Below are 13,099 nucleotides of genomic sequence, written 5' to 3'. Positions count from 1 at the left end.
GACGGCGGCTCGGCGGCGCGCCGGGCCGCCTCCTCCAGCGGCAGGTCGCCGGCCGCCCAGGCGGCGGTGAGCTCGCCGACGCCGTGACCGACCGCCGCCACCGCCCGGATGCCGCGCGCGGCCAGCATCTCCGTCACCCCCACCTGGACCGCGAACAGCAGCGCCCGCCCCTCGCCGCGCTCCCCCGCCTCCAGCCGCCCGGCGACCGTCCCTCCTCCCGGGTACGGCGCCAGCGCCTCGTCCACCCGCCCCACGGCCTTGCGGAACGCCCGGTCGGCGAGCAGATCGGCGCCCATGCCCGGCCACTCCCCGCCGTCGCCGCAGTACACGAACGCCACCCGCCCGTCCACCGCCCCCCGCCTGCCGCCGCGCACCAGCGCCTCGGCCGCCTCCCGAGGGCCTTCGGCCAGCACCACCTTCCGGTACGGGTGCCGCCCCCGCCGGGCGCACGCGGTGTAGGCCAGGTCGTAGAACTCCTCCGGGGCCGCCTCCGCCAGCCGGTCGGCCATGCGCCGCGCGGCCTCGGCCAGCGCCTCCTCCGAACGCGCCGACACCACCACCGGGAGCGGGCCGCGCTGCCGTACGGGCCTGCCCAGGTCGGCGGGCGCGGGCGCGACGATGACGTGCGCGTCGCCGCAGTTCACCCCCGCGAACCCCTTCGCCGCCGGCAACGCCCCCGTCAACGCCACCAGCCCCGCCCCACCCTCGGCCCCCTCCCCGCGCGAACAGCCCACGCACTCGGGTGTCTCCCCGCGCGAACGCTCCCCGCCGACGGGCGAGACCGGCGCATCGGGGAGCCCGGCGGACGGGACGCACCGGCCGGAGGCGGTTGCCACCCCCGGCTCGGCGGACGCGGCAGGCCCGGGCGGGAGGGCAGCCCGTCCGGTTCCAGGGCCGGAGGGCTCAGCGCACAGGCCGGACGACCCGGTGCGCGGGGTGCGGGGGTCGGCGGGGGGCGGGGCGGGGATGCGGCGGTGGCGGAGGACGAGGAGCGCCTTCAGGACCGCGGCCACGCCCGAGGCGGTCTCCAAGGGTCTGAGCTGGGCCTGGACGGGCAGCGGGGCCTCACGGCGGGCGCCGAGGCCGTGCCCCAGGTCCCGCCAGTCGCCGGGACCGCCGAGCGCTTCGACGTACACGAGGTCGTCCGGGTCGACCCGGGCGCGCTCGTACACCTCGGGCACCCGCCCCCAGGCGGCGATCACGCCGTGGATGCGGTCGCGGTCGGCCAGCGCGTCGCCGAGCCGTTTGAGCACGAGCATCGCGCCGCCTTCGGCGCCCACGTCGGGGCAGGTGGCGCCGCCGGCGAGCGCCACCCGGCTGTCGCCGCGCGCCAGCGCGTCGCAGGCGCGGGCCAGCGCGGCGAGCGACGACGCGGGCCCGGGGTCGACGGAGGCGCCGGGCCCGCGCAGGCCGAAGAGGCGCGTCAGCGGGTCGTGAGGCGCGCCGCCGGTGTAGACGCCGGTGTCGGAGCCGGCCAGCCGGGCGGGGTCGAGCCCGGCGTCGTCGAGCGCCTCGACGGCCATCTCCAGCAGGAGCCGGTGCCGGGGGTCGGCCGCGGCGGCCTCCCCGGCCCGCGTCCCGAAGTAGCCCGCGTCGAACCCGGCCGCCCCCTGGCCGCCGACGCCGCCCACGCCCAGGTCGCGCCCCGCCTCCAGGGCGGCCCACAGCCCGTCCGGGTCCGTGATCCCGCCCGGCAACCGGCAGCCGGCCCCGACTACGGCCACCGCCTGGCCACCGACTCCGCCCACGAGCACGTCCGCCTCCACCGGCGGGCATCCGCCCACCCCGAGTGATCAGCCAACTACGGGGATTCACTGTGAGGGCGACCGGTGCCCCAGGTCAAAGCACCATGCCGTGGCCACGGGCCGCGCTCGCGCGCCAGGAGGGACCTCTGCCCCGCAATCACCACAACCCGGCCGAGGGCCGGAACCGCGCATCCGGCCGATACGGTCACGTCCCGTCGCGCACGCCGCGATCCGGCCGGTACGCGGCGGGATCTCGCCGGATCGGGGCTGTTCAGGCGCGCCGGACGAGCACCGTTTCGCGGGTGAGAATTGTCGGTGGGAGGCGGCACGATGTGTTCATGACTGAAGCGCCCCCGCACACCGAGCTGCTCGATCACGCCGCCTACGCCGAGGCGGTGCGGATCGCGGTCGACGCCAACGCCGCCTATTACGGCGACGGCGAATCCCCGCTCGACGACGACGCCTATGACCGGCTGTTCCGGGGCATCCAGGCGTACGAGAGCGCGCACCCCGACGAGGTGCTGCCCCATTCGCCGACGGGCAAGGTGGCGGGCGGCGCGGTGACCGGTGACGTGCCGCACACGGTGCCGATGCTCAGCCTGGACAACGTGTTCTCGGCGGAGGCGCTGCTCCGCTGGGTGGCGGGGCTGGAGCGGCGGCTGGGCAGGCCGGTGACGGCGTTCAGCGTGGAGCCGAAGCTCGACGGGCTGGCGATCTCCGCGCGCTATCACGACGGCAGGCTCGTCCAGCTCGTGACGCGCGGCAACGGCACCGAGGGCGAGGACGTCTCCCACGGCATCGGCACGGTCGTGGGCCTGCCGCTGACGCTCGCCGAGCCGGTGACCGTGGAGATCCGCGGCGAGGTGCTGATGACGGCCGAGCAGTTCGAGGCGGCGTGCGCCAAGCGGCAGGCGCACGACGGCACCACGTTCGCCAATCCGCGCAGCGCGGCTGCGGGCACGCTGCGCGCCAAGGACCGGCCGTACGTGTGCGAGCTGACCTTCTTCGGCTACAGCGCGCTGCCGCCGGACGACGACTCGGAGCTGGCGGCGCGACTGCGCGAGCTGCCGCACAGCGAGATCATGAAGCTGGTCGCCGCGCTGGGCGTGGCGACGACGGGGTCGACGCCGGTCGCCGGGATCGTCGCCACCTCGGTCGAGGAGATCCAGCGGCGCATCGGCGAGCTGGCGGCGGTCCGGGCGGAGCTGCCGTTCGGCATCGACGGGATCGTCATCAAGGCCGACAGCGCGGCCGACCAGGCGGAGGCAGGGTTCGGCACGCGGGTGCCGCGCTGGGCCGTCGCCTACAAGCTGCCCGCCACCGAGAAGATCACCAAGCTGATCGGCGTGGAGTGGAACGTGGGCCGCACCGGCATCATCGCGCCCCGCGCCGAGCTGGAGGAGGTGGAGCTCGACGGCAGCAAGGTCCGCTACGCCACGCTGCACAATCCGGCCGACATCGCCCGGCGCGGCCTGATGCTGTACGACCGGGTCATGGTGCACAAGGCCGGTGACGTGATCCCGCGCGTGGAGGCGCCCGTCGTCCACCTGCGCACCGGCGAGGAGCAGCCGATCGCGATCCCCGACGTGTGCCCCAACTGCCAGGGGGAGATCGACAAGTCGCAGGAGCGGTGGCGCTGCGTCCGCGGCCGGGCCTGCAAGATCACCACGTCCGTGCTCTACGCCGCCGGCCGCGACCAGCTCGACATCGAGACGCTGGCCGAGAGCCGGATCGTCCAGATGATCGAGGCCGGGCTCGTCACCGACTTCGCCGACCTGTTCACGCTCACCCACGAGCAGGTCCTGGCGCTGGACCGGATGGGCGAGACCAGCACCGCCAAGCTGCTGGCGGCGATCGAGCAGGCCAAGACGCGGCCGTTGAGCCGGGTGTTCTGCGCTCTGGGCGTACGCGGCACGGGCCGGGCGATGTCGCGCCGGATCGCCCGGCACTTCGGCACGATGGAGGCCATCCTGGCCGCCGACGTGGAGGCGATCCAGGCGGTCGAGGGCATGGCGGAGAAGAAGGCGGCCCTGCTGGTGGCGGAGCTGGCCGATCTGCGGCCGCTCATCGACAAGCTGATCGCGGCCGGGGTCAACATGACCGAGCCCGGCGTCACCCCGCCCGCGCCCGGCCAGACCCCGCCGGGGCAGTCCTCGCCGGGGCAGGCCGCGCCAGGTCAGGCCGCTTCTGGAGAGGCCGGTGCCGCCGGGGAGGCGCTCGTCGCGGCGCTGCCGTTGTCGGGCAAGTCCGTCGTGGTCACCGGTTCCATGACGGGCAAGCTGGAGGACCTGTCCCGCAACGAGATGAACGAGCTGATCGAACGGGCCGGCGGCAGGTCGTCGTCCAGCGTCTCGGCCAGGACGAGCCTGCTGGTGGCGGGCGAGAAGGCCGGTTCCAAGCGGGCCAAGGCCGAGTCGCTGGGCGTGGAGATCATCACGCCGGACGAGTTCGCCTCGCTCGTCGCGGCCTTCCTCTGACCGCCCGGCGATACGCCGTCGTGATCATTCTCCGGCACAATCGACCGGCGATACCGCCGTCGGAAGGATTTCCCCAGAGATGAAGCTGGTCGTCGCCGCGCTCCTGGCGGGCGCGTTCCTCGCCACGCCCGCCCAGGCCGCCGGCGCCGCGCCCGCCGACCCGGTCGCCGCGCTCAAGAGCCGTTCGGGGGCGGGCAAAGGAGTGAGGTTCACCGAGGTCGCCTCCTACGTCGAGCTCGCCGGCAAGAGCGAGCTGCTGACCCGTCGCGGCGCCTTCCAGTACGGCAAGTCCGGGTTCGCCGCCTCGGACATCTCGGTCAAGCACACCGAGAAGGAACGGGTGCACACCTTCCTCGACGACGAACGCGTCATCACCGTCGGGAAGGTCTCCTACGTCCGCAACAAGCTGTTGGGCGAGGGGCTGCCCAAGGGCAAGACCTGGACCAAGACCCACCGGCCGCTGCCCGCCGGGCTGACCGCCTTCTACACCCAGCCGGTCAACGCCGCCGAGCCGGAGGCGCTCAAGGCGCTGATCAAGGGCGCCAAGCGGTCAGGCCGGACCTACACGGGCAGCATCACGTTCGAGCAGCTGGCGAAGGCGTCCCCGTGGGCGCGGTCGGTCCTGGTGGGCGAGCAGGACGACGAGGTCATCCGCTACACGCTCACCGTGGGGGCCGACCGGCTGCCCAGGCAGCTGAGGACGACCTACCTGGCGACGGCCCACGGGTTCGGCGGCAACTCGACCTCGCCGGGCGACGAGGTCAGCACCCGGACGGTGTACGAGGGCTGGGGCCACCGCCAGACGATCAAGGCGCCGCCCGCGAGCCAGGTCTACACGGGCAAGGAATAGCCCCTGGCGGGCGTGGCGGGTGCGGTCAGAGGCGGGAGAAGCGTTCCAGGGCGTCCTCCAGGCCGCGCCACGCCACCTCCGTGTCGGGGGTGCGGCCGTGCGGGGCCCGGAACCGGTCGAGGAAGTCGCACACGTCGTCGAGGTCCCAGCGCAGCCGGTAGAGGGCCAGGGCCGACGGGTCCGGGCGCCTGCCGGTGGCGGCCTCGTAGCGGGCCAGGTCGCGTTCCTCCGGGGCGGCCAGCCACAGGTCCCGCTCGGGCGGGGCCAGGCCGACCGTGTCCCAGTCGACCAGCGCCGGCCGCCCGTCCCGCCAGAGCAGGTTGCCGGGGTGCGGCTCCCCGTGCGTGACGACGAACGGCCCCCGCACCTCCCGGGCCAGCCGGTCGAAGCGCTCGAGCGCCCGCCGCAGCCCGTCCGCCCGCGCGGCCACGAGCGCCCGCGCCGGCTCCGAATACGGCCCACCCCGCCAACCACCCCCTGCCCCAGCCACTCCCCCAACGGCCACCCCGGCCTCGGGATCCGCGGCGCCCCGGGTGCCAGCGCCCACCCCGGCCCCGGATCCGGCCGCGCTTCCCGTGCCGGTGGCGCCGCGCGTGCCGGTCCCTGCGTCCGCTCCGGTCCCCACGCTCCGGTCTGTGCCCGCGTTCCGGTCTGTGCCCGCGTTCGCCCCTTCGTCCGTGCCTCCGGTTGTGCGTGCGGTTTCGGGGGCGGTGGCTCTGGTCTGGGGGGTTGGTTCCTGCCCGGCGTCGGCGTTCGCCAGCGCTTCGGTCAGGGCTGCCTCCAGGCGGTCGCGGCGGGGCAGGGTGAGGGGGGCCGTGGGGGTGGAGGCGGGGGCGGGAGCGCGGTGGAGGGTGGCGAGCAGGTCGATGAGGGCGTCCCGCCGCACCTGGGGCAGCCGCTCGCCGAAGCGCCCCGCGACCCCGTCCACGTACGGGAAGACGGTGACGGCGTGGCGCGGCCCGGTCCGTACGGTCGTCGAGCCGTCGCGGGACGGGAGGGGTGCGACCACGGCGGCGGACGGCCGGAGCGTGGCGTGCAGGGCGGCGGCGGTGTCCATGGCGCGGCGCAGGTCGGTGAGGCCGGTCGGCGGCTTGGCGGCGAGGTCCACGGCGGTGACGAACCAGCGGCCGGCGGTGCCGGTGGCGATCCAGTGGTAGTCGCCGAACCCGACCGGCGCGTAGTCGAGCGTCACGGGGCCGAGCCCCCACGCCTCCAGGGCGGTCAGCAGGTCGCGGTCGCTGAGGTCGTCGGGACGATCTTCCATGCCCGCGAACCTACCCGGGAGGAGGGTCAGGCGGGGTCTCGGTGCGCGGCGGCGATGACCCGTGTGAGGGCCTGGTGCAGGTTCTGGAGCTCGTCGAGGCTCATGCCGAGCCGGGCGACGATGGCGGGCGGGATCTTCTCCGCCTCCGCCCGGAGCTGCCGCCCGGCGGGGGTGAGGGTGACGACGAGGGCGCGCTCGTCCTTGCTGTTGCGCTCGCGGTGGATGTAGCCGAGCGCCTGGAGCCGTTTGAGCAGCGGGGACATGGTGCCGGGGTCGAGCTGGAGCAGCTCCCCCAGCTCCTTGACGGACAGGGGCTCGTGCTGCCAGAGGGCGAGCATGGCCAGGTACTGCGGGTGGGTCAGCCCCATGGGCTGCAGCAGCGGCCGGTAGAGGCCGATCACGCTGCGTGAGGCGATGCTGAGGGCGAAGCAGACCTGCCGGTCCAGCGCGAGCAGGTCCGCCGCCTCTCCCGTGGTGTCCATGTGCGGGCCTCCGGAGGCCTCGGGTAAAGTAGTTTGTGTACAAAGTATTAGCGTACCAAGAATTGCCACGCGAACCTTGGGCGACCCATGGAGGGACGCATGTTTCACCGCAAGCCGCTGGAGGAGCGCATCGCCGAGCGGCAGGCCAAGCTGCCCCCTCTGAAGGAGGGCAAGCACTTCGAGCACGGGCCGGCCAAGTTCGTGTTCGTCGCGCTGCTCGTGGTGGTCGTGGCGATGCACGTCGTCGGGCTGGCCATCGTCATGCACTTCTCCTGACCGGCGGCTACCCGGGCTGGTCGTAGACGGCGACCGCCCAGCGGCCCGGCCGGGTGCCCGCGACCTTCTTCAGGGCTTCGGGGTCGGCGACGAGCTTCTGACCGTGGAAGCGGGGGTCGCCGACCGGGGCTCCGGCGGGGAAGACCCACACCTCGATCGCCTGCTGCGCCCGGAGCCAGTCAGGCCTGACGGAGCCCGCGTGGTTCTGGGAGTCCGGGCCGGGGCCGGTCCGCTCCCCGCAGCGGCCCAGGTCGCTCCACCCGTCGGCGTCGCCGACGGACCGCACCAGCACCCAGGCGTCAGGGTCGGCGCAGCGTACGGAGTAGGCGGTGCGGACGCTCGTGGGCCGGAACGTCACGGTGACGTGGTCGCCCAGGGTCTCGCCGGCGGCCGACGCGATCAGCCGCAGCCGTTCCTGGTTGCCGCCCGTGATCTCCTCGGGCAGTTCGACGCCGGGCGCGACCCGTACCGCGTCGACGCCGCTGCCCGTGAAGGGCACGGTGACGAACACGGTGAGCGCGGCCGCCGCGCCCGCGAGCAGCGCGCCCGTCGTCGTGCGGGCGCGCCGCCGCCGGGCGCGCCCCCGGCGGACCAGCTCGTCCAGGCGGGGTGAGCGCGGCCGCCCGGGGCCGCCGTCGCTGTAGTCGGCGAACACCGTACGCAGGTCGTGCTCGGTGTAGCGGGTCACCTGATCTCCTCCAGTTCCAGGTCGTGCACCGCCGGGTCCACCCGCAGCCGCGCCAGGCCTCTGGCCAGGTGCTTCTTGACGGCGCCGGTGGAGCAGCCGAGGGTGGCGGCCACCTGCTCCACGGGCAGGTCGGCGAAGTAACGCAGGACGATCGCCGCCCGCTGGCGCGGGGGCAGGGCGCCGGTCGCCGCCCACAGGGCCGCCCTCTCGGCGACCGGCCGGGCGATGTCGCCGTGCGCGCGGCTGTCGGGCAGCACCTCTGTGGGCACCTCGCCCCGCCAGCGCCGCCTCCACCAGGAGGCGTGCGTGTTGGCGATGATCCGGTACACGTACCGGTCGGGGTCGCCGTCGATTCTGGGCCAGGCCGCCCAAGCTTTGACCAGTGACGTCTGCACCAGGTCCTCAGCGGCGGCCCAGTCCCGGGTGAGCAGGTACGCCGTGCGGCACAGGCGTTCGTGCCGTTGCGCGACGTACTCGGCGAACCCGTCTGCCATGTCGTTCCTCTCCTGGGGCGAAACGCTCTCACGGTGAACCACCACCTGGCGGGGTGCCCAGGGTGACAAGGCTGTCGATTTGACCCCTAATAGTTAGACATCTTACTATCAGGCCCCCAATCATTTTGGAGGCCACCTTGCGTACTCTCATCACCGGCGTCCGGGTTTTCGACGGCGAGCGGACCGTGCAGCGGGCCGACGTGCTCATCGACGGCGAGCGGATCGCCGAGCCCGACGGCGCGCCCGTGGACGTCACCGTCGACGGCTCCGGCAAGACGCTGCTCCCGGGCCTGATCGACGCGCACACCCATGCCTTCGACGGCGCGCTCGCCCAGGCGGTGGCGTTCGGCGTGACGACGGAGCTGGACATGTTCTGCCTGCCGTCGAACCTGGCCAGGCAGCGCCGCGCCGCCGCCGAGCGGGACGACGTGGCCGACATCCGCAGCCCCGGCGTGCTGGCGACGGCCCCCGGCGGGCATCCGAGCCAGATCATGGCGGCCGAGGCGGCGAACCTGGCCCACCTGGGCGACGCGGCCGGGCCGTTCGACACGGTGGCGGGGGCGCACGAGGCCGAGGCGTTCGTCGAGGCGCGGCTGAAGCAGGGCGCCGACTACCTGAAGATCGTGATCGACGACGGCTCGACGGGCGGCCTGAGCCTGCCGACGCTGTCGCCGGGCACCGTGGCCGCGCTGGTGGAGGCCGCGCACGCGGCCGGGCTGCGGGCGATCGGGCACGCCGTCACGGTGCGTGACGCGCTGGTGGCCCTCGACGCGGGCATCGACGGCCTGGCCCACGTCGTCAGCGACGCCGCGCCGGGCGGCGATGCGGCCGGGGACCTGGCGGCCAGGATCGCCGCGCAGGGCGTGTACGTGGTCAGCACCCTGTCCTACTTCGAGGCCGTCACCGGCGACGAGAGCGGCCTGGAGCTGGTGCGCGACCCGCGCGTGGCCGCCCGGCTGCCCGAGCGGCTCAGGACGGTCCCCGGCCGCGACCTGTCGGCGGTCCCGGTGCCGACGGCCGGGTCGGTCAACGCCCTGCACTCCGCCCGCGAGCTGCACCGGGCCGGGGTGCCGCTGCTGGCGGGCACGGACGCGAACATGTTCGCGCCGATGCACGGCGCCGGCATGCACCGCGAGCTGGTGCTGCTCACGCAGGCCGGGCTCACGCCGGAGGAGGCGCTGGCCGCCGCCACGAGCGTCCCGGCCCGCCACTTCGGCCTGACCGACCGGGGCCGGGTGGCCGCCGGGCTGCTGGCCGATCTGCTGCTCGTCGACGGCGATCCCACCCGCGACATCAAGGACACCCGCGCGATCTCCGCCGTGTGGCGCCGGGGCGTCCGTGTGACGCCCGCGGCCTGACTTGGGCGTATCTGACCAGGAGTAATACTCAATCGACGCCTGGGCGTGGCGTGTTATCACTCCTCCGGATGGATACGTATAGTGACGACTCAATGGCAGTTCGTGATCAAGGGGAGATCATGAAGGGTATTCTTATCGTCGCCGGGGGCGCGCTTCTGGCGGCGGCCGCCATGGCCGGTCCGGCCGCGGCGGACGTCAGCGACAGCTCGAACGTGTGCTACTACGGCGCCGAAGGCTCCAGTTCGTGGCTCAACGTCGACCACAACTCGGTCAAGGCGGGCTCGAAGCTGTTCGAGGCCTGCAAGGGCCACCACCACTACTACAACCGGGACAACGACGACGACCGCGGCGACTACGGCGACTTCGGCCGCTGGAACAACGCCGACCGCTGGGAGGACAGCGGCTGGGACGGCTACGACGGCTGGCGCGACTGACCTGCCTCGCCGGCGCCGGTCTGGGATTCCAGGCCGGCGCCGGCCCATGCCCGCTCCCGGCGGGGCCGCAGCACGCCGGCGCCCGCGCCCATGACGAGCGTGACGCAGGCGAGCAGCCCGAACGCCACCGGGAACGAGGTGGCTCCGGCCACCCAGCCGGTGACGGCGGGCGCGGCCAGCCCTGACAGGTACGTGATCGTCGCCACTCCGGCGACGCCCTGCCCCGGTGTCGGCCCCGCGTTCCCGGCGGCGGCGAACACCAGCGGCACGGTGACCGCCACCCCGACGCCGACGAGCGCGAACCCGGCCACGGCCGCCGCAGGGACGTGGGCGGTGGCGACGACGAGCGCGCCCGCCGTGGCGAGCGCCGCCCCGCCCCGCACCGCGAGCACCGGCCCCAGCCGCCGCACGATCGCGTCGCCGCACAGCCGGGTGACGACCATGAACGCGGCGAAGACGGCGTACGTGGCCGCGCCGAGCCCTTCGCCCGCACCGGTGACCTCGACGGTGTAGACGGCGGCCCACTGCGCCCCGGACAGCTCGGTGACCGTGGCGCAGAGCCCGACCAGGCCGATCGCCAGGATCGCCCGCGACGGCACCGCGAACCGGGGCGGCGCCTGCTCCCCCGGCTCGGGCCGCACGTCGGGCAGTCCGCGCGTCACGGCCAGCCCCGCCAGCAGCAGCGCCCCGGCCATGAGCGCCAGGTGCGCCCGCGCGTCGATCGCCGCCGCCGCGACCGCCGCCCCGGCGCCGGCCCCGGCGAAGTTGCCGACGCTCCACATGCCGTGCAGGCCTGACATGATCGACCGGCCCAGCCGCCGCTCGACGACGACGCCCTGGGCGTTCATCACCACGTCGCAGGCCCCGGCGGCGGCCCCGTACACGAGCAGGGCGGCGCACAGCCACGGCAGGCCGGGAGCGAGCGCGGGCAGCGCGAGCGCCGTCCCCCACAGTGCGAGCAGCGCCCGGGTGGCGGCCCGCCCGCCGAAGCGGTGGGCGAGCCGCCCGGCCGTGGGCATCGCCACGAGCGCGCCGAGCGCCGGGCACAGCAGCGCCAGGCCGAGCACCGCGGGATCGAGGCCGAGGTGGTCCTGGATCCACGGCATCCTGGTGGCCAGGCTGCCGCCGACGGCGCCGTGGACCGCGAAGACCCCGGCGATCGCACGATGATGGGGGTGTCTCATGCGAGGTAAATTATCAGGCAGGGTTCCTAATGAATAGAGGGGCAACGTGCGCACCGCCACACCGAGTACGGCCCGGGCCATCAACGACCGGCTGGCCCTGGACCTGCTGCTGGAGCGCGGGCCGCTGACCGCGCCGCAGATCAGGGCGCTGACCGGGCTGTCGCGGCCGACGGTCTCCGACCTGATCGAGCGGCTGCAGGCCAGCGGGCTGATCGAGGCGGGCGGCGAGGCCGGGGGCCACCGGCGGGGGCCGAACGCCCGCCTGTACCGGATCGTGGCCGGGCGGGCGCACGTGGCCGGCGTGGACGTGCGCCGCGACGCCGTCACCGTGACCGTGGCCGACCTGACCGGCGCCATCACCGGCACCGCCGGGCGCGAGGTGGGGGCGGGCGGCGACGGCGCCAACAGGACGGGCGACACGGGTGACACGGGTGACATCGCCGAGCTGGTCGCCGGCGCGGTGGCCGAGGCGGCCGGGGGGCGGCCCCTGCACGCGGTGGTGGTCGGCGCGCCCGGCCTGGTCGACCCGCGCACCGGCGACCTGTCCCGGCTCAACGACGTGCCGGGCTGGCGCGGCAGCGTGCTGCGGGAGCTGCGGTCCCGGCTGGACGGGCCGGTGGTGCTGGAGAACGAGGTGAACCTGGCGGCGCTGGCCGAGCACCGGGAGGGCGCGGCGGCGGGGCGCGCCGACTTCGTGCTGCTGTGGCTGGACGACGGAGTGGGCGCGGCCGTGGTGCTGGACGGCAGGCTGCGCCGGGGGGTGTCCGGGGGCGCGGGCGAGATCGGCTTCCTCGACGCCGGCGGCGGGCCGCTGTGCGACGTGCTGAACGGCGCGGCCCTGCGCGGGCTGGCGGCCGGCGAGGTGGCGGCGCGGGTGGCGGCGGCGGTGTTCCCGGCGGTGGCGCTGCTGGACCCCGGCCTGGTCGTGCTCGCCGGGGAGGTCGGCCGGGCGGGCGGCGGCGAGCTGGCCGCCCTGGTGACCGACCGGCTGGCGGGGCTCGCGCCGGTGCCCGTCGAGGTGCGGGTCACGGCGATCGAGGACAACCCGGTGCTGCGCGGCGCCGTGGCGACCGGGCTGTCGACGGCCCGCGACGACCTGTTCGGCGCGCCGTAAGCCGTCGGCGGAACCTCTGGCCGCGCCACCGCCCGCGTGGTCGGCTCGGAGGATGGACGCTGCCTATGACGAGATCGCGGACTGGTACGAAGGGGTGTTCCTGACCGCCGGTGACCCCCTGGGCGCCCAGCGGGTGCTGCGCGACCTGCTGGGCGAGGGCCGGGGCGCGTGCCTGGAGATCGGGTGCGGCACCGGCGTGCACGCGGCGGCGCTGCGCGGGCTGGGCTGGACCCCGGCGGGCGTCGACCTGTCGGCCGGGATGCTGCGGCATGCCCGCGACCGGCTGCCGGCCGTACGGGGCGACGCGGCGCGGCTGCCGGTCCGCGACGCCTGCCTGCCGGCGGCGGTCGCGGTGCTGGCGCACACCGACATGCCGGACTATCCGGCCGTGCTGCGCGAGGCGGCCCGGGTGCTGCGGCCGGGCGGCGTGCTCGTGCACGTGGGGCTGCACCCGTGCTTCTGCGGCGGGTTCGCCGACCGGGGCGACCCGGAGGCCGTGGTGATCCGCCCCGGCTACCTGGACCGGCACTGGACGAAGGAGTCGTGGACGGGCGAGGGCGTGCGGGCGAAGGTGGGCGCGAGCCACTGGCCGGTGGCGGAGCTGCTGAACGCCTTCGTTGCGGCGGGGCTGACGCCGGAGCGGTTCGCCGAGTCGGGCGGCCCGGTCCCGGCGGTGCTGGCGGTCCGGGCCCGCAAACTTTCTAGTACGCTTGTACATGTACAGACGTACTAG

The 13,099-nt window shown here is 74.9% G+C and carries 13 protein-coding genes; 7 read left to right on the top strand and 6 right to left on the bottom strand.

The genetic code is table 11. The features are described 5' to 3' along the window. Positions 1–1,754, bottom strand: a 1,754-nt coding sequence (locus tag KME80_RS22840; RefSeq protein WP_219508147.1) for a beta-ketoacyl synthase N-terminal-like domain-containing protein, incomplete at its 3' end; no start/stop codon positions are given. Between the two features lie 329 nt (positions 1,755–2,083). Between KME80_RS22840 and ligA the strand changes: the two genes are divergently transcribed. Together ligA and KME80_RS22830 are read left to right on the top strand one after the other, a co-directional pair. Next, positions 2,084–4,222: an NAD-dependent DNA ligase LigA gene (ligA, locus tag KME80_RS22835; protein WP_219508146.1), complete on the top strand. Its 2,139-nt coding sequence runs from the start codon at positions 2,084–2,086 to the stop codon at positions 4,220–4,222. Positions 4,223–4,301: 79 nt separating this feature from the next. Continuing rightward, positions 4,302–5,072 carry a hypothetical protein gene (locus KME80_RS22830; RefSeq protein WP_219508145.1) on the top strand — a complete coding sequence of 257 codons (771 nt, stop codon included), beginning with the start codon at positions 4,302–4,304 and terminating at the stop codon, positions 5,070–5,072. 25 nt (positions 5,073–5,097) lie between these two features. On the opposite strand, the gene KME80_RS22825 is transcribed toward KME80_RS22830, so the two are convergent. Together KME80_RS22825 and KME80_RS22820 are read right to left on the bottom strand one after the other, a co-directional pair. After that, entirely contained in the window at positions 5,098–6,336 is a 1,239-nt protein-coding gene (locus KME80_RS22825) for a phosphotransferase (RefSeq protein ID WP_219508144.1), read from the bottom strand. 26 nt (positions 6,337–6,362) lie between these two features. Continuing rightward, positions 6,363–6,818, bottom strand: a complete 456-nt coding sequence (locus KME80_RS22820; protein ID WP_219508143.1) for a MarR family winged helix-turn-helix transcriptional regulator — start codon at positions 6,816–6,818, stop codon at positions 6,363–6,365. A 99-nt stretch (positions 6,819–6,917) separates the two neighbouring features. Between KME80_RS22820 and KME80_RS22815 the strand changes: the two genes are divergently transcribed. Continuing rightward, positions 6,918–7,094, top strand: a complete 177-nt coding sequence (locus tag KME80_RS22815) for a hypothetical protein (protein WP_219508141.1) — start codon at positions 6,918–6,920, stop codon at positions 7,092–7,094. Between the two features lie 7 nt (positions 7,095–7,101). On the opposite strand, the gene KME80_RS22810 is transcribed toward KME80_RS22815, so the two are convergent. Then, complete coding sequence (locus tag KME80_RS22810) at positions 7,102–7,782, bottom strand: hypothetical protein (protein WP_219508139.1); 681 nt, start codon at positions 7,780–7,782, stop codon at positions 7,102–7,104. After that, positions 7,779–8,276, bottom strand: coding sequence for a SigE family RNA polymerase sigma factor (locus KME80_RS22805; RefSeq protein WP_219508137.1), 498 nt, complete (start codon positions 8,274–8,276; stop codon positions 7,779–7,781). The genes KME80_RS22810 and KME80_RS22805 overlap by 4 nt, the downstream gene beginning before the upstream one ends. A gap of 137 nt (positions 8,277–8,413) precedes the next feature. Here KME80_RS22805 and KME80_RS22800 point away from each other — a divergent pair, with 137 nt between their 5' ends. Further along, the gene (locus KME80_RS22800; RefSeq protein WP_219508134.1) at positions 8,414–9,634 is read left to right on the top strand and encodes an amidohydrolase family protein; all 1,221 of its coding nucleotides are present in this window, start codon (positions 8,414–8,416) and stop codon (positions 9,632–9,634) included. 119 nt (positions 9,635–9,753) lie between these two features. Next, the gene (locus KME80_RS22795; RefSeq protein ID WP_219508133.1) at positions 9,754–10,068 is read left to right on the top strand and encodes a hypothetical protein; all 315 of its coding nucleotides are present in this window, start codon (positions 9,754–9,756) and stop codon (positions 10,066–10,068) included. Here KME80_RS22795 and KME80_RS22790 read toward each other — a convergent pair. Beyond that, a complete protein-coding gene (locus KME80_RS22790) occupies positions 10,047–11,252 on the bottom strand; it encodes an MFS transporter (RefSeq protein ID WP_219508130.1) in 1,206 nt (401 codons plus the stop codon). The genes KME80_RS22795 and KME80_RS22790 overlap by 22 nt on opposite strands. A gap of 46 nt (positions 11,253–11,298) precedes the next feature. Here KME80_RS22790 and KME80_RS22785 point away from each other — a divergent pair, with 46 nt between their 5' ends. Further along, a complete protein-coding gene (locus tag KME80_RS22785; RefSeq protein ID WP_219508129.1) occupies positions 11,299–12,366 on the top strand; it encodes an ROK family transcriptional regulator in 1,068 nt (355 codons plus the stop codon). A gap of 52 nt (positions 12,367–12,418) precedes the next feature. Further along, positions 12,419–13,099, top strand: coding sequence for a class I SAM-dependent methyltransferase (locus KME80_RS22780; protein ID WP_219508127.1), 681 nt, complete (start codon positions 12,419–12,421; stop codon positions 13,097–13,099).

Origin of the sequence: Nonomuraea ceibae (genome assembly GCF_019396325.1) — a bacterium.
GTDB classification, from domain to species: Bacteria; Actinomycetota; Actinomycetes; order Streptosporangiales; family Streptosporangiaceae; genus Nonomuraea; species Nonomuraea ceibae.
This window is presented reverse-complemented; position numbering and strand designations above follow the sequence as displayed.